The organism is Novosphingobium sp. 63-713 (assembly GCF_001898925.1).
In the GTDB taxonomy this organism is placed as follows: Bacteria; Pseudomonadota; Alphaproteobacteria; order Sphingomonadales; family Sphingomonadaceae; genus Novosphingobium.
Map to the genome: position 1 here is coordinate 432,493 of NZ_MKVS01000047.1, position 23,836 is coordinate 456,328.

A 23,836-nucleotide genomic window follows, 5' to 3' on the forward strand; every position below is an offset into this window, starting at 1 on the left:
ATCATCGCGATTGGTGGCATTTTGGGTATGTCGATCCGCGATGAAGCAGCCAACAACTCCGCCTGGACCCAATCTGCAGCTATCCACGCCGAAATGGGGGAGCAGCCGAGCGCGAAAAATTCGAATGGCCTAGGATTGCGCGCGAGTCGGGATCGGGATGGGCTGTTTTATATCAGCGCCTCGGTTAACGGCACGCCTGTTCGCTTCGTGGTGGATACGGGCGCCAGCATGATGGTGCTCAGCAAGGCCGATGCCGCCGCCGCGCATGTGGCGACGCCACTTGCCTCAACCACTATCGTCACCGCCGATGGCACGGCGCCCATGTACAAAGGCCGCGTGGATCGTCTGGATGTTGCCGGGCTTTCCCTGAACGGAGTTCCCGTGGCGATTGTGCCGGGCAGTCAGGTTTCCCTGATCGGCGGGGATGTCCTTTCGCGGATGCAATCCGTCACGATCAAGGGCGATCATCTGGAAATCCGCTAAGGCGCGCTGCGGCGGATTCTGCATAAACCGGAAAGGGCGCCGCATGTGGCGGCGCCGGTGTCAGGCTTGGGCGGACAGGCTCCGCGCCTTGCGGTCGCGCAAGGCCATGACCGCCGCCATCACGATGCCAATCCCGATCAACGCCCATGTCGAAGGCTCGGGAACCGCAGGCGCAGATTGTGTGGTCTGTACAGGGGCCCCAAAGCCGCCGCTGGGAGCCGCTGCGCCGCTGCCGAAAGAGATGCCCTGGCCGCGCGGCACATCGAAATGGACCGGGCTGTTGCCGATCGCGCCGGATTGCCCGCCCCTGGCGCCTATTCCCTGCGGGGTCTGCGGAAAGACCAGATTGGTGAGCGGGAAGGATCCCACGCTGCCGCCCGCGCGCTGCCCGGTGGGCAAATAGGCCAGTTGCGGCATGACCACTTCGGCCGGGGCGGCTGCGTCCTTAGGCTGCGCCAGCAGGGCGCTCGGCGTTTCTTCCTGTTCCGGCGGGATCCAGCTCGTTTTGTCGCCAAGACCGGCGCCGCCAAAGACCAGCACCGCCGAGAGGATCAAGTCCATGCGCCTTTGCGCGATCTGTTGAATAAGGGATGCGGCAATAGACATCGTGAATGCCTCCTCACGATTCATGGATTAAATAAAATTCTTCTTTATTAATATATTGCGTGTTGTAGGTCAGCAAGGGGGGTAATTGTAACAGAGGGCGGTACATGATCGAATTCGGACCTTTTCATACAGGCTGATGGACAGGGCAATTCTTGACCAGATCAGGAGGGTGTGAAACTACCGAGAGCAATTTTACGGAAATCGCATTGTTGGCGCTTTCTTCCGGCTCGGTCGTCCATGGCGGTGTCGCCGTCCCCATTGGGCGGCGCGGCTTGATGATGACCGGAACGGGCGCTTGCGGCCAACGGCGGGCGGATCGATTGGACACACATATGGACGGCACCGGTCTGGGGCCGCCTTCCCGACATGAAGGACGCGCCTTGACCGCCACCCCAGCCCTTGCGCCCGACAGGAAAGCGCGAAATCTGTTCCAAATCATCCGCGCGCATGGGGGGCTGATCTGCCTGCTGGGCGGTTTGGCGGTGCTTGTTGCGCCCACCCTGCGAGCCTTGTGGAAAGCGGACCTTGCACCCGACGGCGGGGGGCAATTCCTCCTTGTGGCCATAGCCATCGGCTATCTTCTCTGGCGCGAGCGGGACCATTTCAGGCTGGCGCGCGCCCAGCCGCTCTGGCCGGGCATCGGGCTTTTTGCGCTTCTCCTGCCCGCTTATGTATTGGCCTGGATTTGCCAAAACCCCTTGTGGCAATTGTTGGCCACCTTGGCCATCGTGCTCTTGGTGGGCTGGCTCGAACTGGGTTTTGCGACGTTGCGCCATTTCTGGTTTCCTGCTTCGCTTTCCCTTTTTCTGGGCACGCCCGCCAGCGGCGTGGTGGATGCTGTGGCAAGGGGGCTCAAGCTTTGGCTGCCGCAGATCGCCACGCTCATCGCGCAGACGGCGGGGCTTCGTGTCGGGGCCACGGGCGCGATCATTCAGGTGGATGGCTATCAACTGCAGGTCGCCAATGCCTGTTCCGGGGTCAATTCCCTGATGGGGATCGCCGGGATCAGCCTGTTCTATGTCTATCTGCGCCGGGGCAGCGAGCCGCTGTATGCCATGCTCTTGTGCATCATGCTGGCGCCGGTGGCGATTCTGGCCAATCTGGCGCGCATCATGATTATGATCGGTGTGACCCACTGGTTTGGCGATGCGCCGGTGTCCGGCCCCTTGCATCCCCTTGTCGGAATGAGTGTTTTCGCGTTCGCGGTCGGGGTTCTGTTTGCTCTCGACACGGCCATCTACCCGTTGATGAGGGGGCGGCGATGAGCAGCGCGATCAACCGGCGGCATATGTTGATGGGGGGATTGCTGACTGTCGGGGCCGGCATGGGTTTCTGGCGACAGCCGGTGGCGGCGCGTCCGCTATGGACGCAAAAACCTCTGGCCCAATTGGCGCCGAATCGATTCGCGGGCTGGACGGGATCGACCGAAGAGGCGGAAATGGTCCTGCCCTCCAGCGATGAGCGTGAAGGTTCGCCTTATGATGCGCAACTGGCCCGCGTCTATCGTCGGCCGGGGGCGCATGATGTGCTCATGGTGGTGGCCGTCACGCAACGGCAAAGCGGCAGCCTGCGGGTACATCAACCCGAAGTCTGCTATCCTGCGGCCGGTTACCGGATCACGGCCATGCGCGAGGTGATGCTTGATCTGGAGCGCCGCGTGGCTGCCCGCTTCCTCACGGCTGAATGCGAAGGGCGGATCGAACAGATCCTCTATTGGATTCGTATCGGGGCGGAATTCGCCACTTCCGCATCGCGCGCGCAATGGCTGATCATGCAGGGGGCTCTGGAAGGTACCATTCCCGATGGCATGTTGGCCCGCTTTTCCGTGGTGGGCGCCGATCCCGATATGGCTTTGACACAATTGATGCAATTCACCACAGAACTGGTGGGCGCGGCAGGGCCGGCCGGACGTTCGCTGCTGGTGATGGGGTAAACGGTCCATGCGAAAAATCGGCTGGATGCTGGGACTGGCTTTGCTGGCCTGCGGCGGTTGCCAAAAGGCGCAATTGGGCGGGCAGACGCTCGCTTTGGTCAATGGTGAGCCGATTTCGCGCGATGATGTCGATCTTGAACTGGCGCTCTTGCCGCCCGACCAACGCGCGGGCGCCCGCCCCCGCGTCCTTCAGGACTTGATTGACCGCAAGCTGTTTGCCCAGGACGCCCGCGCGCGCGGCGCCGAGCGGGGTGTGACTTTTGTTCGTCTGGAGCGCCGCTGGCATGAGGTCCTGCTGGCCCAGAGCACCAGCGATATCATCGCCGCCCGCACCCGTCTGGCCGGCGATTCACAGGTGGAGGCATGGCTGGCCGCCCATCCCGAATATGGGGCGAAACATTGCTTTTATGTGATCGAGACCGTGAAGTTCTCTGCGCCCGATCCGATTGTGGATCTGGTAACGCATGTTCGCGACGCGGCCGGTTTGTCGGCCCTGCTGGCCCAGCGCAACATATTGGCCGCCCGCCGCGTGGAAGTGTGGGACAGCGCCAGCCTGACGCCGGAACAGGCCGATCTGGTCACCAAACTGCAGGCAGGCAAGCTAAAGCTTTCCACCCTTGGCAATGTCCGACAGGTTGTCATGCTTTCCGCGGTCCAGCCTGCCCCCCTTGACCGGGAGAGTGCCTTGGCCCTGCTCAAGGCCAATCTGCACCAGAAACAGCAGATGGATGCCTTGGCGCGGCACCGCATGGCGCTGCGCGCCGGGGCCCGGATTGAATGGGCGCCCCAGAAATGAGGAGCATGGCGATGGGAATGGCCGCGCTCCTCATGCCATAGGGATCAGTGCAGCGCCTTGGCGATCTCGGCAAGGTGGGCAATCTTGGTTGTTCCGATCAGGGCCGATGCGACAAGGGGATCGTCGATGCAGGTCCGTACCGCCTGAACCGGGGGGAGATCGGGGCGCATACGGATCACTTCGCGGGCGATCACGATAATTCCGCGGGCCTGCACATCTCCGGCATGTTGGCGCAGCACAGGCATCAGATCCACCGGCAATTCCAGCATGGTGGTTTCCGGGACGGCCAGCGCCGCGACCAATGCTTCGGCATCATCGCAAGAAAAGCCCACATGGCGTGCCTTTCCGGCCTTTTTCATGGAGGACAGCGCCTCGCCCACAGCCGGATCGGCGGCCACGCTGGCCGGCGGGCTGTGCAGGATGAACCCATCCACGCGATCGGTGCGCAAACGCCGCAGCGATCCGTCGAGGCTTTTGACCAGGGCTTGGGGAGACCAGTCGAAACCCAGCACTTCGCCGCGCTTTGCGGTGACAGAGGTGCCCTTGGACCGCATCGCCAGCAGGGGACGCACCACCGGCTTCAGCCATGACAGCGCCCGCGCCTTGGGGGAAAAAACACGGCCACCCTTGGTGATGACAAAGGCCCTGTCGCGCCCGGCCCCGGCCAACACCGCGCCGATGGCTTTTTCGCTGTCTCCCTGACCATAGATGTTCGATGTATCCAGCGTGGTGACGCCCATATCGAGCGCCGCGCGCAGCAGTCTGATGCTTTCGCTCAGCGGCTGGGGATTGTTGAAAGATCCAATGCGGCCGGCGCCAAGGCCGAGAGGTGAGAGTTTTGGTTCATCAATCACGATAGGTCTCATTTCAGCTTGTAGGCGCGAACCCAGGCGATCCGCATCTTGGCGGGAAATTGGGTGGTGGCGTTGACGTAGCCGGGCCATTTGCCCCCCACCGCAAGGTTGAGCAGCATATAGGCGGGCATGTGGAAATCGTGGTTCGGGCGCTGCCGGACCTGTCGATCATCGAAATACCAGGTGATTGTGGCGGGCGAGACAAGCACGCTGTAGGTATGGAATTGGGTCAGATCGGCGTTGGTATAATATTCGCGGCCCACATCATCGGCGATCTTGCGCCCGCCATCATCGGAAAAATGCGTAAAGTAGAGTTTGTCCGGTTCGCCGATCGATTCAAAAATGTCGATCTCCTGCTGGCCAACGGCCTGGGCCCATCCTTTTACCATACGCGGCTGTGGCAAAAGCCAGAATGCGGGCCAGACGGCATGGCTCATGGGCAGGGCAAGCCTTGCCTCAAACAGGCCATAGCGCTGGTTGAAGGACTTTTCCGTGGTGATCAGCCCGGAAAGATAGGGCAGGTGATTGGTGTGGGGATCATCGACCACCGGGCTGGGCCGGGCCACAATGGTCAGCGTGCCCTTGCTCCATTCAAACGGGTTGGCGACGCCTTTGGGTTCGCCATAATATTCCTGCTCTCCGTTGGGCTGCAGGGTGCGTGATTCCCAGCCTCGCGGATCGGAAACATCCTGTATTCCGAAATAGAAATTGGTTTTCCAGCGCCCATCGGGGTTTTTCACAGCATCCCAGAAGGAAGGAGGGGCGGAAAAATCCTCATGGAAGGTTTGGACCAGTCCGGAACGGTTCAACTGTTTGTCGCCCACCATCCGCGCATAAAGATCCTGGCATCCGCCAAGGAAAGCGGCTGCCGTAAGGATGAGAGCGCCGCGGACCAGCGGTTGCTGCCAATTTCTTTTCATCGCCACACTGCTCCCCCACATGCGCGGATATAATTGGCTGTTTCGCGAGAAAACGGCTTGCGCTTTGGCCGATCCTTGCGAGCCAGCCAGTTTCGGAACTGCTGTATTGCCCCGATGACGCTGACGTCGCCTCGGGCAAAGAAAAGGAGGTAAGGCGTGAAGAGAATATAATTGATCACGACCCAAGGAAAAGGGATCCTCAGGTAGCTTATAATATATTTATTAGCGAGGCGATCAGTCTGAACTACTCTTTTTGGCTTTCGGCCCGCCGGATGTTCCAATTCTTCGGCCGAGATGTCGGGTGAGTAGATGATCTTCCACCCGGCATCGACGATGCGATAGGACAGCTCGATCTCCTCCAGCCCATAAAAAAAGTCCGGAAGGAAGCCCCCAACCTGCTTGAGCGTGGCCGCGCGAAAGCCGACACAGCCCCCGACAAAGCGGAAGGTGTCAAAAGGCCGCGTCAGGTCCACGGCCTTGTTCGTATGCGGGATCAGATCGACCCGGCGGCGCGTCTCACCCCGAACATGCTTGCGGATCGTGACCGCGCCCAATCGTGCATCGGCATCGAACAAGGCGGCGAAGCGATCAAGAAAATCCTCTGTTTCAACAAACACATCATCATCCAGCAGAATGATGATGTCTCCTCTTGCGGCCGAAAAGCCATCATTGCGGGCCACGACTCCCCGGTTATGCGGCTCCTGAATCAGGCGCGCCGAGGGGAAAGGCGCCAGCAGGGCTGCACGGTCCTGATCTGGCGGGTTGTTGTCCACCAGAATGACTTCGGTATCCTCACGATGGGCAACGAATGGCCGCAACCGGCCCAGCACTTCAGCCAGCACCGCATCGCGCGCATAGGTCAGGATGACGATGGAAAAGCGTGGTGCCTGGGTCATGCCGATACCATGGGGGTGGATTGCCTTTGTTCGGCCCAATGGGCCGCGCCAAACAGGAAAAGGAGGTTGGCCGCCTGCGCCACGGCGATGCCCACCGCCATGCCGATCACCCCATGACCGCTGCCCGCGACCAGCAGGATGATGGTGACGATGGCCGTTGCGGTGCGCGTGGCAAACATGGTTGCGCTGGCCCGCAGGACAATCAGCATGGTTTCCGAAGGCTGGTTGAGGCAGAACAGGAACGTGGCCAGAGCGAGCAGCCGCACCTCGTGGGTGATGCCCGAATAACGGTGGTGAAACGCCAGATCCAGCAAGGGTTGGGCGCCCAGAGCCACAAGGGCGAGATACCCCCCCGTCACCACGATCAGCAGCAGGCGCGTCTTTTGGACTGAATGGCGAAGACCGGCCATTCCCTGCGTGGCCAGCGCATGAGCCGCGCGGGGCTTGTCAATCGAATCAATCGCCGAAACGATGCTGACTGCTGGATTTGTCAGCGTGCGGGCGGCGGTGAAAACGGCGGCGGCCAAGGCTCCGTCCAACAAGCCGATCAGAATCACCACCGTTGCGCTGGAATAAAAGACATAGGGAATGATTGTCAGCGAAAGCCAGACGGCGAAACGCCGGTGCCGATGGAAACAATCAAGGCTGCGCGCGATGGAAAAGCCCCTCGGCCGCAGCCCGATCAGCGCGGCCAGCGTGGCGGACATGCCCGCCGCCAGCCACACCAGCGCGCCGGTGAAGGCGCTGGGGTGAAAATGGGGCAGGATGATCGCCAGGGCTACCAGAGACAGGGCATAGAGCAGAGCCACAAAGGCGGCCGCATTGGCCTTCCCGATCTTGTAAAGCCAGCGACGGACATGCTCTGCAAACAGCAGCGGCGGCGTAATTATGGCGCCCAGCATAAGAGGCTCGATACCCAAGGCCATTTGCGGATGCAAAGGGGCCAGCAGCCGCAGCACCCCCGCAATCCCGGCCAAACCCGCGGCCAGGCCCAAGGCCACCATCACATTAAACCACCACCAATCGGAGTGATATTGGCGTGCGGCCATGGTGCTGAGTTGGGGCACATGCTCGGTGATATAGGGCAGCACCACCGCCGAGCGATGAAACCCGGCGACGAAATAATAGATCCCGATTGCAAGACCTATGGCCCCGAACTGTTCATTGGGCAGCATCCGGCCCAAGGCGGCCGTGGCAATGATATTGGCGACGCCTTGGGCGCCTTGGTCAATCAGAGAGAAGATCCGCGCCATGTTTTCCGAATGCGATAAGCGCTGTAATCGGGAAAGCATGGCGCTTTGACCTCCAGTATCATCATGGTTTGAAGTAAATTTACGCAGTTGCGTAATACTCCTTCATTTCCGTGTAATATTGCGACGCATCGCCATAGCCGACATGCGCCTGCGCATTGGCGTCCACCAAGGAGAGGGCAATGCCATCCACGCGGCCGCCAACCGTTTCCAGTTGATGGATGGCCGCACGCGTCGCCCGCACAGGGGTCTGGCGCCAGCGGGTCAACAGGCCCAGCGCGTCGATATGCGGCAGCAGGAGGCGAACATCGACCACCGCCAGAACGGGCGCCGTATCGATGACGATCAGATCATATTCCTCCCGCAGCTTCCCCATCAACTCATCAAAGGCCGGTGTGCCGAATGGCTGGGGCCCGATATGGGATTGCGGCGCCAGCTGCAGCAGGTGCAGCCCGGTCGAATCGACGGAAATGGCCTCTTCAAGCGCTGCGGTGCCATTGATCACCTGATTCAGGCCGATCTTGGCATCGGGAGCCAAAAGGGTGGTCACGCTGCGCCGACGAAGGTCGCAATCCATCAGCAGCACACGCTCGCCCGCCATGGCTTGCGTCCGCGCCATATTGATTGCGGTCGTGGTCTTGCCCTCCTTCGGCAGCGCCGAGGTCACGGCAATGACCTTCACATTCTGGTCGCTCATCCGCAGGTTGGTGGCAAGGCTGCGATAGGCTTCGGCATAGAGCGAAAGCGGATGCGCCGTGAGCGCTTCGACCGGATCCTTGGTGGTCGGACGGTCGATCGCACTGGTCAGCGTCGGCAGCGAATTCAGATAGGTTTTGCCCAACAGGCGCTCGATATCGCCATTGTTGTCGATACCGATGGACCAGCGTTCGCGGAAGAAGGCAATGCCGATCCCCGCCGCAAAGCCCAGAATCAGGCCAATCGCGATATTGAGTGGCAGGATCGGAAAGCTGGGCCGCATGGGCGGCGACGCACGCATCGTGATCGTGGTGTCGGGCGGCAGAACGGCGCGCTTGGCCACTTCCTGCGTGCTGTTGCTCAACATGTTGTTATACAATGTGTTGGCGGTTTCGGCCTGGCGCTGAAGCCCTTCCAACTGGGTTGCGGCGGCGATCTGGTTGATCTGTCGATTGCGCGCTTCGGCCAGCGCGGAGGACAGGGCCTTGACCTTCTGCTCTTCAAAACGGACCGACGCATAGGCCTGATCGGATTGGCGCACGGTTTCCGACCGGACCTGATTGTTGATGCTGTCGAGTTCTTTTTGTGCCTCGATCACCTTGGGGTGCATCGAGCCGTAGCGTGATTGCAGCGAGGCCAGATTGCGCGAAACCTGCGCCTGTTGATCGCGCAGCGGCGTCAGGGGTGAATTTGTGGCGAACTGGTCATTCATGCCGCCCTGACGCACAAAGCTGGCGCGCGCGCGCGCTTCGCCCAATTGGGCCTGCGCCATGCCCAGCGAACTGGCCAACATGGCGATGTCCTGACCAATGGCGGGCGATTTCGGGTCGAATTCGACCCTGTGCTCCAGCTTGAACCGTGCCACGGCGGCATCGGCATCGCGCGCCTGCTGGGCCATCTGGACCATCGATGCGTCCATCCGGTTCGAACTGCTTTGCGAGAGCGCTGTGTTGTCCGCGCTCTGTTGATCCTCATAGGCTTTGCCAAAGGCATCGCTGATCTTGGCGGCCTGCAGCGGGTCGGCATGGGTAAAGCTGATGTCGATCAGCGGGGTTTCGCTGACCCGCTTGACCTTCAGACTGTCGAGCAGGGCTGCGGCAACCGCTTCGCGCACATTCCCGCCGGTCAGATATTTCTTGGCCTTGTCCGCCAGTTGCGGGTCCCGCTCCAGCTTGAGGGCTGTGACAACACGCACCGCTACGGGCAGGGATTGAATGCCTTGGACCGCGGCGTCGATCCGCGAATCGCGCTGTTGGTCGCTCAAAGGCGCTGGAACCGCCGAACTGTTCTGCGAAACATCGGGCGGCACCTGCGGCGCATAGGTCATTTCGGTCACGGCGGTGTATCGGTTTGGCAGGAAATAGGTCAGCCCGCCAAACAGGATAGCCCCCACGGCGGTGCAGGCCAGAATCGGCCCCACGTGTCGCCGATAACGAGACGTGACCGCCGCCAGGTCCAACCGCTCTTCGTCGCGAATTCCGCCCATCGAAGCCATTTATTACACCTCAATAATGTGCCGGGATCCAAAAGATCGCGAACATCCATCCATAAGTGCAATACCTAACCTTGTCGCAGATGCGAAGGCAATATCCTCTTTCGAAACTGGCCTATAAGATGTCGCCATTACCGAACTACATTTCCAAAATGTTTTAATGTGTGTGGTGATGTGTGGGGAGGATGGCGTTATTTAATCCATTATGGATATAAAATCTTATATATAAAAACTTATATACTGGCGTTCCGCGCTGTTGTTTCCGCGACGTGCGGACGAAGTGCATAAATTTGTCAGTGTTTTCCGGGGCCGCCGACCGGCGTTCGCCGATGCCTGCTATGTGTTTGATCGACTTGATGCTCGGTCAGGCTGGGCCGGTGCAATGGGGCCATAACGGACAAGATCTGCTATTTATCCTCGTTGATCACCGGATCGCGTTGCAGCAGAAGCCGAGCGTTGCCTTGCGCTATTTCCATTCAATATGGAGGTTTGCCCCGCCTTTCCATGCCCGATCTCTGGGAGGGCTGGCGCAAGGCAGCAGGAACCATCGGGGCGATTCTGCGTTGCACCACGGAATCGCGTTTTTGGAGGGGGTATCGGCCGGATTGCTCATGCGGCCCGTCGCTTTCCGATCCGCTCCCGAAGAAGATCCCTCTGCTCGCCTTTCCAGGCTTCATGGCCAAAGGGTACCGCAGAATGCCCATTTCAAACGCGGACGCGACTTGGATTCTGGAATGTCTTTGAGGGGGGCACAGGCCAAAATACATGTTTGAACCGAATCCACCCTTAATCTCCTTTTGTAAATCGAGAATGAAGTTTACTTTGTGCAGTAACAAAAGCTCGATTCCACAAGGGCATGTTCGGCCCCGTCGGCTATCTGACATCTGATTAAGGGCTTCTAAGTGGAAGCAAGGTCGAGGATCGTTCCTCGCCGGATTGTCCGCAATCTTTCGGTTTTCTCAACAGGCATTGAGATGTGCTATGACGACGACATCAAGACATATAATTTATTGGGGGCTGATTGCAGCTGTATTGGCCTTGCTGGCGTTGGCTGAGTTCAATCTTCCGCATATTCTTCGTATGGCGCAGAATATCGGGATAGATTCGCAGGTGCCGCTGATGGCGCTTTTGCTGTTCCTCGCCTTGCTGGTCCTGCAGCCGCTTGTGCAGAAACTCCTGCCGGCCCCGGAGGGGGCGGCTTTGGATGATTTGGGCCAAGACGTTGGCCGTGGGGCTACGGCGCGGATCTATGTCCTGCTGGCGCTGGGCATCCTGTGCACGGTGGCGGGGGCCATCGTCCTGCTTCAGGCCCGCAATCTGCCGTCTGCCAAAGGGCCCGCGGTCGACATGGATCTTTCACGTCCGGCTGATCCGAAAGAGGGATTCGTTAAGGTGCTTGGCGCCCGTCCCTTGGGGGCCGTCCTGCGTTACAAAGGCGCGGGGCTGGATTTCGCACCGCCCACGCGCTTTCTGCCCGTCCAGAGCGCCCAGCAGGCCGGGGCGGCCTGGCTGGTGGTGCAATTGCCCGACGACGGCCTGACCTTCGATCCCGCAACGGTGAATTCCATGGGGTTGACGGGTCTGCTGGTGGCCGACATCCTGCCCGTTTCGGCCGAATACAGCCTGCGTGAGCAAGGCACTCTGGCCAAAGGCAAATATTGGGTTCTCTTCACCAATCCCGAGGAATTGTATGCCCAATACTGGCGCCACGCGACCTTTCGCTTTTTCGCGGCGCTGCTGTTCCTGCTCTTCGCGGCGGGGCAATGGGTCATGCTCTATCGCCAAACAAGGCATGATCGCCAATTCAGCATGAACTGAGCACCTTACAAGCCGGGTGGGGGCGGGACGCGGCTTTGATCCGCAGGGGGGGCCTCCATTTCGCGCTCTGGCTGCGGCGGGGCTTTCAACAAGCCGGTGCGCACCACATGAGGCGTGACCACAATGAACAGATCGGTCTTGGCCTTGCTCGCCTGCTCATAGCGAAAGGCGGTGCCGACCACCGGCAGATCTCCGAGCAGAGGCACGCGCGAGCGGGACTTGATGCTGCTCTCCTGAGTCAATCCGCCGATGACGAAAGTGTCCCCATCACGCACAATGGCCGTGGTCTGGGCCTCGCGCTGGCTGATCGTGGGATAGCCCTGCGAATAGCCCGAAACGCTTGAAACCACGCAGAAGACGTTGCTGCTGACGAATCCATCGGGCGTGACGCGCGGCGCGATCTGAAGGGTCACGCCCACATTCACATATTGCACCTGCTGCGAGACGCCGTTGACGCCCGAAAGCGTGATAGCCGTCAGGATGGGCAAGGCATCGCCGGTGATGATCCGGGCGGTGGAGCCGGAAAGCGCCGAAATCCGGGGGCGCGACACGATGCGTCCCTCGCCTTTGGCAACCTGGGCATAAATGGCTGCCTGCAGGGCCACGCTGGACAGATGCCCGCCCATCAATGTGCCGCCGTCATGCGAAACGTGGCCTCCGCCATTGGGCGTATAGCCCAGCGGAATGCTGGCCCCGCTTTGAAAGGTGGCCACGCCGATCTGGCCGCTGGCATTGCTGAAATTGATGCCGATCGAGCGGGCGCCGCTGTCGGTCAATTCGACCAGCTGCGTTTCGAGGATGACACTGTCCACCGGCACGTCGATCAGCGCGATCTGGGCCTTCATCCGGGCGATTTTCTCCGGGCTTCCTTTCAGCCAGACCGCGTTCAAGCGGCGGTCCACGGCAATCGAGCCGTCAACCGACTGGCCCAGCGGCTGATCATTGTTCTCGGTGTTCTGGGCCTGCTGGATCACATAGCTGTTGTTTGAATTGTTGGTGGATCCGAATCCGGGCGACTTTGGCGTAAATGAGACGTTCGACTTGACCGTCAGCCCTTCGGTCAAAAGACCCACCACTTCGCTGACATCGGCATAGCGCAGCATGACCAGTTCATAGCCCTGATCGGCGGGGGGCACCGGGCTGGCGGGCGGCGGAGGCGGCGGGGGCGGCAGATTGTCGGCAACGGCCTTGCGCACGGCCTTTTCCACGCCGTCGGACAGCGTCACATCCACATGCGTTGCATCCACCGCGCTGGTGATCATCTGCGAAGGGCCGGTGGTGAGAAAGCGCATCACCAAAACGGTGTCGAGCTGCTCAAAGCTTATCTGGCGCAGAAAGCCGTTCAACTGGCGCGGCGATGCGGCGCTGTTCCCGCGTGAGGTCAGCGCAAAGCCGATCGCGGGCTGGGTCACAGAGGTGCCAATCGAACCAAAGCTGTTCGCCTGCGGGGTAAAGGTCAGGCGCAGGCGGGTCTGGTTCGTTGATTGGGCGACAACCTGAATATCAACCAGCGCAGAGGGAGAAGGCGCTTGAGCCCATGCCGGCGAGGCGATGCAAAGCGACACAAAAAAAACAGCTCCGCTCTTGAGCAACGCGGCTGCCGAGAAGAATCTCATAGTCCCAAATCCTTATGGAAGGCCCCTATTTTCGCGTGGAATGCTTAATTTCGTATCGCGGGACAATTTGGGACTTTCCCAGAAAGTGGAGTAGCTTAGTGGTAAGATCACCGGCGGGACTTCTGCCTGCCAAACCCTTGGTGCTGCTTGCTCTTGCGGCATTGTCGGCCTAGATTTGCATCATGGACGAGGATAAGGATTTCACCCTATTCAGGGGCCGTGTCCTGCGCGAGGGCAGCGGTGTTGCGCGGCCTTTGGTGCGGCGCCATCGCTTTTCGACGCGCCTCTGGCATTGGGTCAATGCGCTGGTCATCCTGGTCATGGCGATGAGCGGGCTGATGATCTTCAATGCCCATCCGCGACTCTATTGGGGGGCCTATGGCGCCAATGATGATCCGGCATGGCTGGAATTCGGCGCGTGGACCGATAATGCCGGGGCCAATCACGGAGGCATCACGCTGCTGGGCCATACGATGGAGACGACGGGCGTCTTCGGCCTGTCGCGCGGGGCCGATGGGGCCGAACTGGCGCTGGCCTTTCCGGGCTGGATGACCTTGCCCTCGACCTATGATCTGGCGCTGGCGCGAAGCTGGCATCTGGCTTTTGCATGGGGGCTGGCGGTGGGGCTGGCGGCCTATCTGCTATGGTCGCTGGTCAACGGGCATATCCGGCGCGATCTGCATATCACGCGGGCCGAGTGGTCGCCGCGTTCGATTGCGCGCGATGTGGTCGACCATCTGCGCTTTCGCTTTCATGATGGCGCCTATGGCGTGCTGCAGAAGCTGGCCTATGCCGGGGTGCTGTTCGGCCTGTTGCCGCTGATGATCGCGTCCGGGCTGGCGCTATCGCCGGGGATGGATGCGGCGGCGCCATGGTTGCTTGATGTTCTGGGCGGGCGGCAATCGGCGCGTTCGCTGCATTTTCTGGGGCTTTGCGGGATCGTGCTGTTCGTGGTGGTGCATCTGGCGATGGTGCTGGCGTCCGGGCCGATTAACCAATTGCGCGGTATGATCACGGGATGGCGGCGCGAGGGAGGCAGGCCATGATTTCCAGACGGGGCCTGATCGCGGGCGGGGGCCTGCTGCTTTCGGGTTGCGACCGGATCGTGCGTCAGCCCACGGTGGCGGGCTGGGTCGAGGGTGCGGCGGGGCTGCACCAGCCCGCGCAAAGGCTGCTGCTGGGCCGCGATGCGCTGGCGCGCGAATTCCGCGAAGCCGATATGTCGCCCACCTTCCGCTCCAACGGCAATACCGAGGGCGATGCGGCATGGGCGGCCCATGCGGCGGAGGGCTTTGCGCGCTGGTCGCTGCGCGTCGATGGGTTGGTCAAACGCCCGCTCGACCTGCCGCTCACCGCGCTCAAAGCCATGACTCAGCGCCGCCAGATCACCCGCCACGATTGTGTCGAGGGATGGTCCGCCATCGGCCAGTGGCAAGGCCCGCAACTGGGGCAGGTGCTGGCCATGGCGGGGCTGATGCCGACCGCACAGTTCGTGGTGTTCCACTGCGCCGACAAGACCGACGAGGCCCCCTATTACGAAAGCATCGATCTGGTGGACGCCTTCCACCCGCAAACGATCCTGGCCTGGGCGATGAACGGGCGCGAATTGCCGCTGGAGCATGGCGCGCCGGTCCGCCTGCGTGTGGAACGGCAGTTGGGATACAAGCAGGCCAAGTATGTGATGCGGGTGGAAGTGCGCGATACGCTCGCGGGCCTCTATGGCGGCAAGGGGGGGTATTGGGAGGATGTGGCCGGGTATCAGTGGTATGGGGGGATTTGAGTTCTTTGGCTCGGGTTTGATGCCTCCGGCGGGTTAAGGGCCCGGAGCATTTCTCTTGAGAAATGCGACCGACAAAGACTCGCCCTTAACAATCCCGATATTGTCGGTGTTGTGTTTGGAGGGCGATTATGTGCGATCTCCGAATGAATAAAGCCTGCGGCGCTTGAAGGTATGCCCTCTCCGCGCCGCAGGCTTTCAAATCATAAGTCGCGCGCCAGTCTGCCGACCACACGCCACCCCATTAATGGGATTGTTAAGGGACGAGTCCCTTAACCCGCCGGAGGCATCTTCATCCCACCAACCGCAATCCTTCGCTGACCTCAGCTCCACCCTTGGGCTGATCCGGCCAGATCCCGCGCGTGTCATAGACGATCTTGCCCGCGCGCTCGGCCAGAGGCACCTGGCGGAAGGCGTCGTGATCGACGAGGACCAAAAGGATGTCGCATTCCTCCAGCGCTTCGTCGAGGTCGATCTGGGTCGCACCGGTGCCTTCGAACTCGCGGGGCAGGACGGTGGCATAGGGTTCGACGATGCTCATCCGCTCGCGATATTTGCGTGCGAGGGTGGCGGCGACAAGGCGCGCCGGGCTCTCGCGGAAATCGTCGATGTTCGCCTTGAACGCCAGCCCCAGCGCCGCGACGCGGGCATTCGGGTGGGCGGCAATCAGTTCGTCCGCCTTGGCGATGACGTGGTGGATCTTGCCATCGTTCACGCCCCGCGCCGTGCGGATCAGCGGCGTTTCCGCCGGCGCGCTCGACACAATGAACCACGGATCGACCGCGATGCAATGGCCGCCTACGCCGGGGCCGGGCGACAGGATGTTCACGCGCGGATGGCGATTGGCCAGCTTGATGACTTCCCACACGTCCAGACCCATGCGGTCGGCGACGATGGAGAGTTCGTTGGCAAAGGCGATGTTCACGTCGCGATAGGCGTTTTCGACCAGCTTGGTCATTTCCGCGCTGCGCGCATCCGTGGCGATGCACTGGCCGCGCACGAAGATCTTGTAGAAGCCCACCGCCTTGCGCGCGCAGCGTGGCGTGATGCCGCCGATCGAGCGGTCATTCTCGGTCAGTTCATGCAGGATGCGGCCGGGCAGCACGCGTTCCGGGCAATAGGCGATCGACACATCGGGCGTGTCGCGGGTCAGGCCGGGGATCTTGAGGTCCGGGCGCATCTCGGCAAACAGATCGCGGATCTGCTCGGTCGTGCCCACGGGCGAAGTCGATTCGAGGATCACCACATCGCCATGCTTGAGCACCGGCGCGATGGAACGCGCGGCGGTCAGCACATAGGATACATCCGGCTCATGATCGGGGCCAAAGGGCGTGGGCACGGCAATGACAAACACATCGGCAGGCGCCACCTCCAGCGAGGCGGTCAGCAGCCCGCGCCCGACCACGGCATGGACGAGCCCGTCCAGATCGACTTCTTCAATATGGATTTCGCCGCGATTGATCGTGTCCACCACCTTCTGGCTGACGTCGATGCCGCGCACGCGGCAGCCCGAACGGGCGACAATAGCGGCCGTGGGCAGGCCGATATACCCCAGCCCCACCACACAAACGTCAGGCTTCTTGTCCGATTTCATGCGCCCCATACCTCCTGCGCCAGCGCGTCCACGATGCGGCGCGAGGACTGCCCATCCCCGAACGGGTTATGGGCGCGCGCCATGGCTTCGTAGGCGGCTTTATCGTCAAGAAGGCTGAAGATTTCGGAAACAATACGCGAAGAATCGGTGCCCACCAGCCGCGCCGTTCCCGCAACAACGCCCTCGGGCCGCTCGGTCGTCTCGCGCATGACCAGAACAGGTTTGCCAAGCGCCGGCGCTTCTTCCTGCACTCCGCCCGAATCGGTCAGCATGATTTCGGCCATGGACAGCAAACGCGCGAAATGCGGATAATCGAGCGGCTCGATCAGCGCGACATTATCAAGCCCGACCAGCCGCTCATTCATCACCGCGCGCACATTGGGATTGAGATGCACCGGGAAGATGATCGCCGTATCGGGGCGTTCGGCGATCTGGCGGATGGCGCTGGCGATGTTTTCCATGCCATGCCCAAAATTCTCGCGGCGGTGGCTGGTCACGCCGATGATCCGCTTGCCCTTGAATCGCTCGGCCAAGTCATCCAGCCCGGCGGCCAGCGAAGGCTGCGCCTCGATTCGCGCCAGCACCCAATGCAGCGCGTCGATCACGGTGTTGCCCGTAACGTGGACCCGATCCGCGCTAACGTTCTCGCGCAGCAGCGCCGCCTCGCTGGTGGTGGTCGGTGCAAAATGCAAAGAAGCGATGCCCCCGATGATCTTGCGGTTCACCTCTTCGGGCCATGGGTGATAGATATTGCCTGACCGCAAACCGGCCTCGACATGATCGACCGGCAATTTGCGGTAATAGGCCGCCAAGGCCCCCGCCATGGCCGTTGCCGTATCGCCCTGAACGATCACGCGGTCGGGCTTCACCTTGTCCATCACCTCGCCCAGTTCGGTCAAAAGCGCGGCGGTCAGGCCATCAAGCGTCTGATTCGGGCGCATCAGGTCAAGGTCGTGGTCGGGCGTGATGCCTGCAATCTCCAGCACCTGATCCAGCATCGCGCGATGCTGGGCCGAAACACAGACGACAGGCTCGAATCGCGGATCCTGCTTCAACGCCTCCACCACCGTGAACAATTTGATCGCTTCGGGGCGGGTGCCGAAAATAACGAGAATCTTGGCCGGTTGATCGGTCATGCGAATACTCTGCCTTATGGTTGCCTACATGGGCCGTTTGCCGGTGATGCTTTAGCTTTGCAGGTGTTAACCGTAATATAAGAGCCTTGGGCCTAAGCCTCCGGGCGGCAAATTCCATGCCGAGCCGCCAGAGGGGGTTCGCTTTGACGTATATGTATTCCAAGGTGGCGGTGGACAGCGCCGCGCCTGTATCGCTTGGTTCGCTTGATGCGCAGCAGCGCGTGACCCGCGTGGTGGTGGTCGGGCTTGGCTATGTCGGGCTGCCGCTGGCCGTGGCGCTGGCGGGCAAGTTCGAGACGGTCGGGCTGGATATCGACCAGCGCCGCATCGACGAATTGAACACAGGCCATGACCGCACCGGCGAAATCGACCGCGACCGGCTGGCCGCCAGCACGCTGGCGCTGGCCGCCGATCCGCAGGTCTGCCCTCCGGCCGACTATTACATCGTCACCGTGCCCACGCCCATCGATGGCGCCAATCGCCCCGATCTGCGCATGGTCGAGGCGGCAAGCCGGACCGTGGGCGCCATGCTGCCCGCCGCGATTGCCGAAGGGCGCGTGCCGGTGGTGGTCTATGAAAGCACCGTCTATCCCGGCGTGACCGAGGACATTTGCGCCCCTATCCTTGAGGCGCATTCGGGCCTTTTGTGCGGCAAGGACTTCTTCCTCGGATACAGCCCCGAACGCATCAATCCGGGCGACCGCGAACACACGATCGACAAGATCACCAAGGTCGTCTCGGGCCAGACCCCCGAAATCCTCGACCGCGTGGCCCATCTCTACGGCAGCGTGACCAGCGGCGGCACGTTCCGCGCGGCCAGCATCAAGGCCGCCGAAGCCGCCAAGGTGATCGAAAACGCCCAGCGCGACATCAACATCGCCTTCATGAACGAGATCGCCCAGATCTTTAACCGGCTCGATATCTCGATCTGGGATGTGCTGGCGGCGGCGCGGACCAAGTGGAACTTCCTGCCTTTCGCGCCCGGCCTTGTCGGCGGGCACTGCATCGGGGTTGATCCCTATTACCTGTCGCACCGGGCCGAACAGCTTGGTCTCGACCCGCGCGTGATCCTGGCCGGGCGCGGGATCAATGACGGCATGGCCGGATGGGTGGCCAAGGAACTGCACAAGGCGCGTGGGAACAAGACCGGCAGCGTCCTCATGCTGGGCCTGACCTTCAAGGAAAATATCCCCGACCTGCGCAATTCCAAAGTGGCGGATCTGGTCTCGGCGCTGGGTCGCTTTGGCCACGGCGTGGCGGTCCACGATCCCCATGCCGATGCCGATGAGGCGATGCATGAATATGGTATCCCGCTGGTCCACGATGCGCTGGAGCGGACCTACGACATGGTCGTCCTCGCCGTGCCCCATCGCGAATATTACGAGCTGGGCGGGGAGGCTCTGCGCGGGCTTTTGAACGCGGGCGGTACGCTGGCTGATCTTAAGGGTGAGCTGGGGGATGCGGCGGATTGGACGCTTTGATTTAGCGGTTTGATGCCTCCGGCGGGCAAAGGGACTCGTCCCTTTGCAATCCCATTTTTGGGGTGGCGGGAGGATGGCAGAGTTATGTTTGTCTGATGGTTTGAAAGCCTGCGGCGCGGAGAGGTTCTGCCTTCAAGCGCCGCAGGCTTTATCATTTTAACCTTTCCCCCATCAGCCTTGGCCGGGGCAGGGCGCAACAAAGCCATTACCGGGATTGTTAAGGGCCCCCGCCCTTAACCCGCCGGAGGCACCTTAAACCCCCAAAAATCAATGACACCAATCCCGCCGATGCCCGGTCCACCGCTCGGCCAACCCTTCGCTGACCAATACCGCGCCAAGGCTTTTTCCGCCCCGCGTAATGTCACGCAGCTTGCGGCCATATTTGTCCACGTCCCGGCTGCCCTCGCTCACCACCGAAAACGCGCCCGCATTGAGCAGGCCCATCAACCGATCGCGGGCCTTGTCGCCCAACTGCTCCTCGTAATCACATTGCGGGTGGCTGATTTCGGGGGCGTTGATGTCGGCGATGCGGATTTTCTCGCCCTTGAACCAGATCGTGTCGCCATCGACGACGCAGGTGACGCGCACCTTGCCCTTGCACAGGGCAAAGCGGGCCGATTCGCGGTCCTGCGCAGTGGGTTTGAGGTCCGATGCTGTCACGCCCACGTTCTGCGGCGCGTTCCATTGCCGCCACCGCGTGCTGACCACGCTGATCGCCATCAGCAACAGCACGACGGCGAAGACCGTGCCGATGCCTGCCTTGCGCTTTGGCCGCGCGCGCTTGGGCATGGCGGCGGCCCATTCTTCATCCCAGCGCTGGCTCATGGCGTTACAGCGACAGGAACAGCCCGGCCAGCGCCGCGCTCATCAGGTTGGACAGCGCGCCTGCGGCCAGAGCCTTCAGCCCCATCTTGGCGATCAGCGGCCGCTGGTTGGGGGCAAGGCTGCCGGTCACGGCCATCTGGATCGCGATGGACGAGAAATTGGCAAAGCCGCACAGGGCAAAGGTGACGATGGCCACGGTCTTGGCCGACAATTCCTTGGCCTGGCCCAGATCGATGAAGGAGACGAATTCGTTGAGCACGATCTTGGTGCCGAACATCCCGCCCGCGCGCATCGCCTCGGCCCATGTCGGCGCGCCCAGAAGGCTGAAGATCGGCGCAAACAGATAGCCCAGCAGTTTCTGGAACGAGAGGTCGGGAATGCCGACCCAATGCCCGATGCCCCCCACAATGCCATTGGCCAGCGCCACCAGCGCCACAAAGGCCAGCACCATCGCGCCCACTGCTACGGCCAGCTTCACGCCGGTCTGCGCGCCTTCGCTGGCGGCCATGATGATATTGGCGGGGCGCTCCTCGTCATGGGCCAGCGGAACCGGCTCATCGACATGCACGCCGGGCTGATGCGTCACATCGGCGCGGTTGAGCGCGGCGGCGGCAAGTCCTGCGGGCGGCACGATATTGTCGGGCAGATCGCCATCGACCGGCGGCGGCGTGCGCGGATCGGGCATCATGATCTTGGCCATGCAGATCCCGCCCGGCGCCGACATGAAGGCGGCCGCCACCAGATAGTCGATGCGGATGCCCATGCTGGCATAGGCGGCCAGAATCGTGCCCGCCACGCCCGCCATGCCCACGGTCATCACACAGAACAACTGCGCCGGCGACAGCGCGGCCAGATAGGGCCGGATCACCAGCGGCGCCTCGGACTGGCCGACGAAAATATTGCTGGCCGCGCAAAGCGATTCGATCCGGCTGATGCCCGTCAGCTTTTCAAGGCCGCCGCCGATCCAGCGGATCACCAGCGGCATGATGCGCAGGTAATAGAGGATCGAAATCAGCGAGGCGAAGAAGATGATCACCGGCAGCGCCGAAATGGCGAAACTGGCCCCGCCGATCTCGGGCTTGGCCAGCGGGCCGAACAGGAAATCCACCCCCGAATGGGCATAGGCCAGCAGCGAGGAAACCCCGCCCGCCACGACCTGAAGCGCCGCATTGCCCGCAGGCACATAGAGCACCAGCGCCGCCAGCCCCGCCTGAAGCCCGAAAGCGGCCAGCACCACCCTTGGCCGCACCGCGCGCCGGTTGGAGGACAGCGCAAAGGCGATCCCCAGAATGAGCAGCATTCCCAGCAGGCTATGGATGATCGGCATGAAAGAGGTCTATCCCGTCTTGGCGCAACCGCCCACCGGTAATGCAGCGCGCGCCGCGCGGCAAGCGCCATCAATGCGCCGTTAATGCGCGTCTATGCGCCCCAGCATCCGGAAAAAGAACGAGGTGGACCAGCCCAGCAGCAGCATCCCCAGAATGCTTTCAAACGCCCCGATCAGCCGCCATTGGCTGGTGATGTGAATGTCGCTGTATCCCACGGTCGAATAGGAGATGGTCGAGAAATAGAGCGAAGGCTCGAGCCCATGCACCGCGCCGACCGAGAAATAGACCAGCGCAAAGGCCCAGATTTCCACCCCGTGCAGCGCGATGATCGCCACCACGATCGAGAGCGTGAAAATCGCCCCGCGCGGCGAAAGCGGGCGGATATGGCGCAATCGTTCCACATTGGCCTCGCTGCGCAGCGCGCGGGTCAGGCCGAACAGGCCAAAGCCATGCACAATCACGCAAAGCACGACCATGGCCGAGGAAACCGCAAATTGCAGGAACAGATTGTTGCCCATCAGACCCCAGACATGGCGGTTTCAGCCCGCTTTGTCCATGTGGCCGGTCAAAATGTCGCGTATCAATGGGCGGGCGGCGCGGCGGCGGGAGGGGCGATTTCGAACATCACCGGCCATTCTTTGCCCGTGACGTAAAGATGCTTGCCGACCGCGTCCCAGGCGATGCCGTTGGCCACCTGATCGGGGCCGGTGGCGCCTGCCTCGCGCGCCAGAGCGGCAAGGTCGATCCAGCCCTTGACCCGCCCCGTGGCGGGATCGATCCGGGCGATGCGGCTGGTCATCCAGACATTGGCGAGGATCTCGCCGTTCACCCATTCCAGCTCGTTGAGCATGTCCACCCCGATCCCGTCGGCGGTGACGCTCAGCATCCGGCGGGTGCGGAAAGTGGCCGGATCGATGAAGCGCAGCGTGTTGCTGCCATCCGACATGATCAGCTCGGCCCCATCGGGCCGCGCCGTCATGCCCCATCCTTCGCCCAGATACGTGAAGCGGCCAATCGGGCGGAACCCGGCGCGGGTAAAGCGAAAGCCCAGCCCGTCGCGCCATGTCAGCATCAGGATCTGATCGCGCCATGGCGCAATCCCTTCGCCAAACAAGGGGCGCGGCAGGTCGGTCTTTTCCAGCACCCGGCCCGAATTCAGATCGACCCGGCGCAGGCTGGAGCGTCCCTCCATGCCGGTGCTTTCAAAAAGCTGTCCATTATGGATGAACAGTCCTTCGGTATAGGCATGGGGATCATGGGGCAGGCGGCGCAAGACCTGTGCCGCCGCCATGGGAACTTTGGGAGCAACCTTGGGCGCGCGTTCGCCCTGCGCCTCTGCCGCCCCATGAGAGGCCAGCCCCGCAGGAATCAGCAGGGCGAGCAGCAGAGCGAAAGCGCGCTTTTTCATGAGGCTTTGCGGTCCCGGATCAGTCGCGCAGCAGATCGTTGATGCCGGTCTTGGCGCGGGTCTGCGCGTCGACGGTCTTGACGATCACGGCGCAATAGAGGCTCGGCCCCGGCGTGCCGTCGGGCAGCGGCTTGCCGGGCATCGAGCCGGGCACGACCACCGCATAGGGCGGCACGCGGCCGATATGGACTTCGCCCGTGGCGCGGTCGATGATCTTGGTGCTGGCGCCGATGAACACGCCCATGGAAAGCACCGCGCCCTCGCCGATGATGACGCCTTCAACCACTTCCGAACGCGCACCGATAAAGGCGCCGTCCTCGATGATGACCGGCCCGGCCTGAAGCGGTTCCAGCACGCCGCCGATGCCCACGCCGCCCGACAGGTGGACGCCCTTGCCGATCTGTGCGCACGAACCGACGGTGGCCCAGGTATCGACCATCGAACCTTCGCCCACATAGGCGCCGATGTTGACGAAAGAAGGCATCAGCACCACATTCTTGCCGATGAACGAGCCCGCACGCGCCACCGCGCCCGGCACCACGCGGAAGCCGCCTTCGCGGAACTTGGCGTCGTCATAGCCGTCAAACTTGCTGGCCACCTTATCAAAGGCGGGCGAACCTGCCGAACCGCCGGGCACCACGGCATTGTCGTTCAGGCGGAACGAGAGCAGCACGGCCTTCTTCAGCCACTGATTGACCACCCATTCGCCGTCGATCTTTTCGGCCACGCGCGCCGCGCCCGATTCCAGCAGGCCAAAGGCCGCCTCTACATGGGCGCGTACATCGGCGCTGGCGGGGGTGACGGTGTCACGGGCTTCCCAGGCGGCCTCGATGGCGGCGGCAAGGACGGTAGTGTCGGTCATGGTCTTGGCCTCTTTGCGAAGGGGGACGGCATACGCCTGTTTGACCACAGCGCCTATCGCCTGAC

22 protein-coding genes are annotated in these 23,836 nt (G+C 61.9%); 8 read left to right on the forward strand and 14 right to left on the reverse strand.

Annotated elements, in window-relative coordinates; all coding sequences use genetic code 11:
- The first annotated feature begins 27 nt into the window (after positions 1-27).
- The gene (locus tag BGP00_RS20420; RefSeq protein WP_292925857.1) at positions 28-483 is read left to right on the forward strand and encodes a retropepsin-like aspartic protease; all 456 of its coding nucleotides are present in this window, start codon (positions 28-30) and stop codon (positions 481-483) included.
- A gap of 60 nt (positions 484-543) precedes the next feature.
- On the opposite strand, the gene BGP00_RS20425 is transcribed toward BGP00_RS20420, so the two are convergent.
- Complete coding sequence (locus tag BGP00_RS20425) at positions 544-1,044, reverse strand: PEP-CTERM sorting domain-containing protein (protein ID WP_168605593.1); 501 nt, start codon at positions 1,042-1,044, stop codon at positions 544-546.
- A gap of 425 nt (positions 1,045-1,469) precedes the next feature.
- Between BGP00_RS20425 and BGP00_RS20430 the strand changes: the two genes are divergently transcribed.
- Genes BGP00_RS20430 through BGP00_RS20440 form a run of 3 tightly spaced genes read left to right on the forward strand, consistent with a single transcriptional unit; the run spans position 1,470 to position 3,818 of the window.
- Positions 1,470-2,354: an archaeosortase/exosortase family protein gene (locus tag BGP00_RS20430; protein ID WP_292688575.1), complete on the forward strand. Its 885-nt coding sequence runs from the start codon at positions 1,470-1,472 to the stop codon at positions 2,352-2,354.
- Positions 2,351-3,022 (forward strand): exosortase C-terminal domain/associated protein EpsI, encoded by a 672-nt coding sequence (locus tag BGP00_RS20435; protein WP_168605595.1) that lies wholly within the window; start codon positions 2,351-2,353, stop codon positions 3,020-3,022. The genes BGP00_RS20430 and BGP00_RS20435 overlap by 4 nt, the downstream gene beginning before the upstream one ends.
- 7 nt (positions 3,023-3,029) lie before the next feature.
- Positions 3,030-3,818, forward strand: coding sequence for a hypothetical protein (locus tag BGP00_RS20440; RefSeq protein WP_290007897.1), 789 nt, complete (start codon positions 3,030-3,032; stop codon positions 3,816-3,818).
- A gap of 44 nt (positions 3,819-3,862) precedes the next feature.
- Here BGP00_RS20440 and BGP00_RS20445 read toward each other — a convergent pair whose 3' ends face one another.
- The 5 genes from BGP00_RS20445 to BGP00_RS20465 all read right to left on the reverse strand — a co-directional run bounded on the left by BGP00_RS20445 (position 3,863) and on the right by BGP00_RS20465 (position 9,929).
- Complete coding sequence (locus tag BGP00_RS20445) at positions 3,863-4,672, reverse strand: aldo/keto reductase (protein ID WP_168605597.1); 810 nt, start codon at positions 4,670-4,672, stop codon at positions 3,863-3,865.
- Between the two features lie 8 nt (positions 4,673-4,680).
- Complete coding sequence (locus tag BGP00_RS20450) at positions 4,681-5,592, reverse strand: glycoside hydrolase family 16 protein (RefSeq protein WP_292688578.1); 912 nt, start codon at positions 5,590-5,592, stop codon at positions 4,681-4,683.
- Positions 5,589-6,488, reverse strand: a complete 900-nt coding sequence (locus tag BGP00_RS20455) for a glycosyltransferase (protein WP_292688580.1) — start codon at positions 6,486-6,488, stop codon at positions 5,589-5,591. The genes BGP00_RS20450 and BGP00_RS20455 overlap by 4 nt, the downstream gene beginning before the upstream one ends.
- Positions 6,485-7,741, reverse strand: coding sequence for a hypothetical protein (locus BGP00_RS20460; RefSeq protein ID WP_168605600.1), 1,257 nt, complete (start codon positions 7,739-7,741; stop codon positions 6,485-6,487). Before BGP00_RS20460 ends, BGP00_RS20455 begins: the two co-directional genes overlap by 4 nt.
- 79 nt (positions 7,742-7,820) lie before the next feature.
- On the reverse strand, positions 7,821-9,929 hold the full coding sequence (locus BGP00_RS20465) for a polysaccharide biosynthesis tyrosine autokinase (RefSeq protein ID WP_168605601.1): 2,109 nt from the start codon (positions 9,927-9,929) through the stop codon (positions 7,821-7,823).
- Positions 9,930-11,006: 1,077 nt separating this feature from the next.
- On the opposite strand from BGP00_RS20465, the gene BGP00_RS20470 reads away from it, so the two are divergent.
- Complete coding sequence (locus BGP00_RS20470; RefSeq protein ID WP_292688583.1) at positions 11,007-11,744, forward strand: hypothetical protein; 738 nt, start codon at positions 11,007-11,009, stop codon at positions 11,742-11,744.
- Positions 11,745-11,749: 5 nt separating this feature from the next.
- Here BGP00_RS20470 and BGP00_RS20475 read toward each other — a convergent pair whose 3' ends face one another.
- Positions 11,750-13,360 carry a secretin N-terminal domain-containing protein gene (locus BGP00_RS20475; protein ID WP_168605603.1) on the reverse strand — a complete coding sequence of 537 codons (1,611 nt, stop codon included), beginning with the start codon at positions 13,358-13,360 and terminating at the stop codon, positions 11,750-11,752.
- Positions 13,361-13,542: 182 nt separating this feature from the next.
- On the opposite strand from BGP00_RS20475, the gene BGP00_RS20480 reads away from it, so the two are divergent.
- Together BGP00_RS20480 and BGP00_RS20485 are read left to right on the forward strand one after the other, a co-directional pair.
- Entirely contained in the window at positions 13,543-14,406 is an 864-nt protein-coding gene (locus tag BGP00_RS20480; RefSeq protein WP_292688585.1) for a cytochrome b/b6 domain-containing protein, read from the forward strand.
- Positions 14,403-15,140, forward strand: coding sequence for a molybdopterin-dependent oxidoreductase (locus BGP00_RS20485; protein ID WP_292688587.1), 738 nt, complete (start codon positions 14,403-14,405; stop codon positions 15,138-15,140). The genes BGP00_RS20480 and BGP00_RS20485 overlap by 4 nt, the downstream gene beginning before the upstream one ends.
- A 289-nt stretch (positions 15,141-15,429) precedes the next feature.
- Here the strand turns inward: BGP00_RS20485 and wecC are convergent, their stop codons facing one another.
- Both wecC and wecB read right to left on the reverse strand, forming a co-directional pair.
- On the reverse strand, positions 15,430-16,731 hold the full coding sequence (wecC, locus tag BGP00_RS20490; RefSeq protein ID WP_292688589.1) for a UDP-N-acetyl-D-mannosamine dehydrogenase: 1,302 nt from the start codon (positions 16,729-16,731) through the stop codon (positions 15,430-15,432).
- The gene (gene wecB / locus BGP00_RS20495) at positions 16,728-17,867 is read right to left on the reverse strand and encodes a UDP-N-acetylglucosamine 2-epimerase (non-hydrolyzing) (RefSeq protein WP_292688591.1); all 1,140 of its coding nucleotides are present in this window, start codon (positions 17,865-17,867) and stop codon (positions 16,728-16,730) included. Before wecB ends, wecC begins: the two co-directional genes overlap by 4 nt.
- Positions 17,868-18,019: 152 nt before the next feature.
- On the opposite strand from wecB, the gene BGP00_RS20500 reads away from it, so the two are divergent.
- Complete coding sequence (locus BGP00_RS20500) at positions 18,020-19,348, forward strand: nucleotide sugar dehydrogenase (protein WP_292688593.1); 1,329 nt, start codon at positions 18,020-18,022, stop codon at positions 19,346-19,348.
- Positions 19,349-19,615: 267 nt separating this feature from the next.
- Here the strand turns inward: BGP00_RS20500 and BGP00_RS20505 are convergent, their stop codons facing one another.
- From BGP00_RS20505 to dapD, 5 genes are all read right to left on the reverse strand, one after another.
- A complete protein-coding gene (locus BGP00_RS20505; protein WP_292688595.1) occupies positions 19,616-20,173 on the reverse strand; it encodes a thermonuclease family protein in 558 nt (185 codons plus the stop codon).
- 4 nt (positions 20,174-20,177) lie between these two features.
- Complete coding sequence (locus tag BGP00_RS20510; protein WP_290007918.1) at positions 20,178-21,500, reverse strand: nucleoside transporter C-terminal domain-containing protein; 1,323 nt, start codon at positions 21,498-21,500, stop codon at positions 20,178-20,180.
- 81 nt (positions 21,501-21,581) lie between these two features.
- Positions 21,582-22,019 carry a potassium channel family protein gene (locus BGP00_RS20515; protein ID WP_168605610.1) on the reverse strand — a complete coding sequence of 146 codons (438 nt, stop codon included), beginning with the start codon at positions 22,017-22,019 and terminating at the stop codon, positions 21,582-21,584.
- Between the two features lie 62 nt (positions 22,020-22,081).
- Positions 22,082-22,909 (reverse strand): glutaminyl-peptide cyclotransferase, encoded by an 828-nt coding sequence (locus BGP00_RS20520; RefSeq protein WP_292688598.1) that lies wholly within the window; start codon positions 22,907-22,909, stop codon positions 22,082-22,084.
- 19 nt (positions 22,910-22,928) lie between these two features.
- On the reverse strand, positions 22,929-23,771 hold the full coding sequence (gene dapD, locus BGP00_RS20525; RefSeq protein WP_168605612.1) for a 2,3,4,5-tetrahydropyridine-2,6-dicarboxylate N-succinyltransferase: 843 nt from the start codon (positions 23,769-23,771) through the stop codon (positions 22,929-22,931).
- Between the last annotated feature and the right edge of the window lie 65 nt (positions 23,772-23,836).

Bases quoted from the DNA above. Each gene is read 5' to 3' on its own strand.
- BGP00_RS20435 (WP_168605595.1), top strand. From the start codon at position 2,351: ATGAGCAGCGCGATCAACCGGCGGCATATGTTGATGGGGGGATTGCTG.
- wecB (WP_292688591.1), bottom strand. From the start codon at position 17,867: ATGACCGATCAACCGGCCAAGATTCTCGTTATTTTCGGCACCCGCCCC.
- BGP00_RS20505 (WP_292688595.1), bottom strand. From the start codon at position 20,173: ATGAGCCAGCGCTGGGATGAAGAATGGGCCGCCGCCATGCCCAAGCGC.
- BGP00_RS20440 (WP_290007897.1), top strand. From the start codon at position 3,030: ATGCGAAAAATCGGCTGGATGCTGGGACTGGCTTTGCTGGCCTGCGGC.
- BGP00_RS20460 (WP_168605600.1), bottom strand. From the start codon at position 7,741: ATGGCGCGGATCTTCTCTCTGATTGACCAAGGCGCCCAAGGCGTCGCC.
- BGP00_RS20465 (WP_168605601.1), bottom strand. From the start codon at position 9,929: ATGGCTTCGATGGGCGGAATTCGCGACGAAGAGCGGTTGGACCTGGCG.
- BGP00_RS20480 (WP_292688585.1), top strand. From the start codon at position 13,543: ATGGACGAGGATAAGGATTTCACCCTATTCAGGGGCCGTGTCCTGCGC.
- BGP00_RS20515 (WP_168605610.1), bottom strand. From the start codon at position 22,019: ATGGGCAACAATCTGTTCCTGCAATTTGCGGTTTCCTCGGCCATGGTC.
- BGP00_RS20420 (WP_292925857.1), top strand. From the start codon at position 28: ATGTCGATCCGCGATGAAGCAGCCAACAACTCCGCCTGGACCCAATCT.
- dapD (WP_168605612.1), bottom strand. From the start codon at position 23,771: ATGACCGACACTACCGTCCTTGCCGCCGCCATCGAGGCCGCCTGGGAA.
- BGP00_RS20510 (WP_290007918.1), bottom strand. From the start codon at position 21,500: ATGCCGATCATCCATAGCCTGCTGGGAATGCTGCTCATTCTGGGGATC.
- BGP00_RS20475 (WP_168605603.1), bottom strand. From the start codon at position 13,360: ATGAGATTCTTCTCGGCAGCCGCGTTGCTCAAGAGCGGAGCTGTTTTT.
- wecC (WP_292688589.1), bottom strand. From the start codon at position 16,731: ATGAAATCGGACAAGAAGCCTGACGTTTGTGTGGTGGGGCTGGGGTAT.
- BGP00_RS20500 (WP_292688593.1), top strand. From the start codon at position 18,020: ATGTATTCCAAGGTGGCGGTGGACAGCGCCGCGCCTGTATCGCTTGGT.
- BGP00_RS20425 (WP_168605593.1), bottom strand. From the start codon at position 1,044: ATGGACTTGATCCTCTCGGCGGTGCTGGTCTTTGGCGGCGCCGGTCTT.
- BGP00_RS20450 (WP_292688578.1), bottom strand. From the start codon at position 5,592: ATGAAAAGAAATTGGCAGCAACCGCTGGTCCGCGGCGCTCTCATCCTT.
- BGP00_RS20485 (WP_292688587.1), top strand. From the start codon at position 14,403: ATGATTTCCAGACGGGGCCTGATCGCGGGCGGGGGCCTGCTGCTTTCG.
- BGP00_RS20520 (WP_292688598.1), bottom strand. From the start codon at position 22,909: ATGAAAAAGCGCGCTTTCGCTCTGCTGCTCGCCCTGCTGATTCCTGCG.
- BGP00_RS20470 (WP_292688583.1), top strand. From the start codon at position 11,007: ATGGCGCAGAATATCGGGATAGATTCGCAGGTGCCGCTGATGGCGCTT.
- BGP00_RS20455 (WP_292688580.1), bottom strand. From the start codon at position 6,488: ATGACCCAGGCACCACGCTTTTCCATCGTCATCCTGACCTATGCGCGC.